This window comes from Streptomyces durbertensis (assembly GCF_014156695.1).
Lineage (GTDB): Bacteria > Actinomycetota > Actinomycetes > Streptomycetales > Streptomycetaceae > Streptomyces > Streptomyces durbertensis.
On sequence record NZ_WMLF01000527.1, the window covers coordinates 1 to 3,370 of the forward strand.

General features: G+C 74.3%; 2 protein-coding genes. One reads left to right on the forward strand and one right to left on the reverse strand.

From position 1 onward, the window contains the following. Positions 1-69 precede the first annotated feature (69 nt). A complete protein-coding gene (locus GL263_RS23800) occupies positions 70-1,233 on the forward strand; it encodes a lipase family protein (RefSeq protein WP_182857803.1) in 1,164 nt (387 codons plus the stop codon). A gap of 77 nt (positions 1,234-1,310) precedes the next feature. Here GL263_RS23800 and GL263_RS23805 read toward each other — a convergent pair whose 3' ends face one another. Then, complete coding sequence (locus tag GL263_RS23805) at positions 1,311-3,257, reverse strand: AMP-dependent synthetase/ligase (RefSeq protein WP_182857802.1); 1,947 nt, start codon at positions 3,255-3,257, stop codon at positions 1,311-1,313. Between the last annotated feature and the right edge of the window lie 113 nt (positions 3,258-3,370).

The window sequence follows — 3,370 nt, forward strand, 5'->3', positions numbered from 1 at the left end:
ACCCCACCCTCCTCGCCGCCGCGCGTCCGACCCGGTCGCGGCTCCGCCCGGCGCCGTCACACCCGTCGCCTGGGTCTGGCCGGCGCGCTGGCGGCGCTGCTGGCGGCCGCCGGCCCGCCGGCCGCCACCGCCGACACCCGCGCCGTCGGGCCCGCTGCCCCGCACGGCGCGGGCGCCGCCCCGGTGGACGCCGCCGCGCTCGCGCCCGGCGACCTGGTCAGCGCCGTCCCGCAGCGTTTCAAACCGGATCCGGTCACGCCGTCCACGGCCCGGTCGTGGCTGATCCACTACCGGTCGACCACCGCCACCGGCAAGCCGAACGTCGTGTCGGGAACGGTCATCGTGCCCTCCGACGGGCGTACCGGGACCCGCCCGCTGGTCAGCTACGCGGTCGGCACGGTCGGTCTCGCCGACCACTGCGCGCCCTCCCGCACCTTCCCCGCCGGCCTCACCAGGGAGGGCTCGCTGATCAACCGGGCGCTGCTGCGCGGCTGGGCCGTGGTGGTCACCGACTACGAGGGCCTGGGCACCCCCGGCACCCACACCTACACCGTCGGCCCGTCCGCCGGGCACGCGGTGCTCGACGCCGCCCGCGCGGCGATGCGGCTGCCGGAGGCCGGCATCGGCGCCGACTCGCCGGTGGGCGTGATGGGTTACTCCCAGGGCGGGCAGGCCTCCAGCTGGGCGGCCGAACTGCACGGCTCCTACGCCCCCGAGCTGGACGTGCGGGGGACGGCGACCGGCGGTGTGCCGCGCGACCTGCTGGAGGTGGCCGAGTACAACGAGGGGAAGGCCGGATCCGGGCTGATCGCGATGGCGGCCGTCGGGCAGGACGCGGCCTTCCCGGAGCTGGATCTCGACGGCTATCTGAACGCGCGCGGCAAGATCCAGAAGCGCATCGCCGAGACGCAGTGCGTCGAACTCGGCACGGCGAGCTGGCCGTTCGGCCGCGTCGACCAGATCACCACCCGCAACCCGCTGGCCGAGCCGCTGTGGCGGGACCGCCTCGCCCGTTCCACGCTCGGCACCGCGGCGCCCAGGTCGCCGGTCTTCCTCTACCACGGCTCGGTGGACACCCTGATCCCGTACAGCGAGGGCACCGCGCTGCGGGACGCCTGGCGGGCGCGCGGCGCCGACGTGACGTTCAGGTCGGTGCCGTTCGCGCACGTCAGCGGCGCCATGGCCGGCTCACCGCTGGCGATCGCCTGGCTCGCGGACCGCTTCGCGGAGTAGCCCCGGGGCGGGCACGCCGCCCCGTCCCGTCGACCCGGGCGCGCCGCCCCGTCCCGACGACCCGGCCGGACCTCGTGTCAGGCCGGGTCGTCCGGGACCCGGTACAGCTCCGCCACCTCCTGCTCGAAGTCGGCGACGATCTGCGCCCGCCGCAGCTTCAACGACGGGGTGAGCTGGCCGCGTTCGACCGTGAACCGGACCGGCAGCACGGCGAACCGGCGGATCGACTCCGCACGCGAGACCAGGCCGTTTGCCTCGTTCACCGCCTGCTGGAGGCTGTGCAACAGGTCGCCGTCCCGCACGAGTTCGCGCGTCGTCAGGCCGTGTTTGCGGTGCGTGCGGCGCCAGTGCGCGAGCCCGTCCTGGTCCAGGGTGAGCAGCGCGACGAGGTAGGGGCGGTCGTCGCCGACAACAAGGGCCTGGTCGACGAGCGGGTGGGCGCGCAGCCAGTCCTCCAGCGGCGCCGGTGCCACGTTCTTGCCGCCGGAGGTGACGATCAGCTCCTTCTTCCGGCCGGTGATGGTGAGGTAGCCCTCGTCGTCGAGTTCGCCGAGGTCGCCGGTGGCGAACCAGCCGTCCGCGTCGGTCTCCTTCGGCACGCTGTGGTCGCGGGCGTCCCAGTAGCCGTAGAAGACCTGGCCGCCGCGCAGCAGCACCTCGCCGTCGTCGGCGACGCGTACCGCCATACCGGGCATCGGCCAGCCGACCGTGCCGAGTTTCGGGCGCAGCGGTGGGGTGACGGTGACGGCGGCCGTGGTCTCCGTCAGCCCGTACCCCTCGTAGACCTCGATGCCGGCGCCCGCGTAGAAGGCGCCCAGCCGCTCCCCCAGCGGCGAGCCGCCGCAGATCACGTGCCGCACCCGGCCGCCGAGCGCGGCCCGCACCCGCTTGTAGACCAGGGTGTCGTACAGCCCGCGGGCGGTGCGCAGCCCGACGCCGGGCCCGCTTCCCTCCCCCTTCAGCCCCTGGCTCCAGGCGTCGCCCCACCGGGTCGCGACCCGGGCGGCCCGGTCGAAGGCCCCGGCCCGCCCCTTGGACTCCGCGGTCGCCCGGGCGGTGTTGTAGACCTTCTCCAGGACGTGCGGGATCGCCAGCAGGAAGGTGGGCCGGAAGCCCCGCAGATCGGCGAGGAGTTCGTCTGACCGCACGCTCGCCGCGTGGCCCTGCCGGACCCGGGCGCGCTGGCAGCCGACGGAGACCATACGCCCGAAGACGTGCGCGAGCGGCAGGAACAGCAGTGTGGCGGCGGGCTCGTCGCTGACCCGCTCGAACACCGGGTGCAGCAGTTCGATCGCGTTGTCCACGCCGGCGTGGAAGTTGCCGTGGGTGAGCACACACCCTCTCGGCTGGCCGGTGGTGCCGGAGGTGTAGATGAGTGTGGCGACGGTGTCCGGACCGAGGGCGGCCCGCCGTTCGTTCACCAGCGCGTCGGGTATCCGGCTTCCGACGGCGGCCAGTTGCCCCACCGCGCCGTTGTCCAACTGCCACAGGTGCCGCAGGTCGGGCAGCGTGCCTCTGATGGCGCTGACCAGCCGGACGTCCTCGACGTCCGCGACGAGCATCGCCGAGACGTACGCGTCGCGGAGCACCGTGCGCACCTGCCCGGCCGACGAACCCGGGTACAGCGGCACGGTGATCAGCCCGGCGGCCCAGGCGGCGAAGTCGACGAGCGTCCACGCGTAGGAGGTCGGCGCCATGATCGCCAGGCGCTCTCCCGGCTTCAGTCCGCTGGCGAGCAGCCCCTTCGCCACCGCCATGACCTCGCCGGCGAACTCCGCACAGGTGACGTCCCGCCACTCGGTGCCGTCCGCGCTCCGCCGCGCGAACACCACCTCACCAGGGGCCTGTTCTGCGTTCTCGAACGGAATGTCCGCAAGTGAGCCCGTCAGCCGGGGCGGCGCCAGCGGCGGCACCGAAGCCTCCCGCACCCTGCCGCCCTCCCGCACGAGATCCGGCGGCCTCAGCAGCCGTGGCGTCCCGAGGGCGGCCAGGTCGTGACCCGCCGGACTGCGCTGTGCGGCCATCGGCTCTCCCACGAGGCGGCGTCAACGCCGCCGGGCCCGACCGGTGACTGTTGACAGCGATTCGACAACGACTCCCGTCAGTAGGGTGCCGCCTACACCCCGTCCCCGCCACC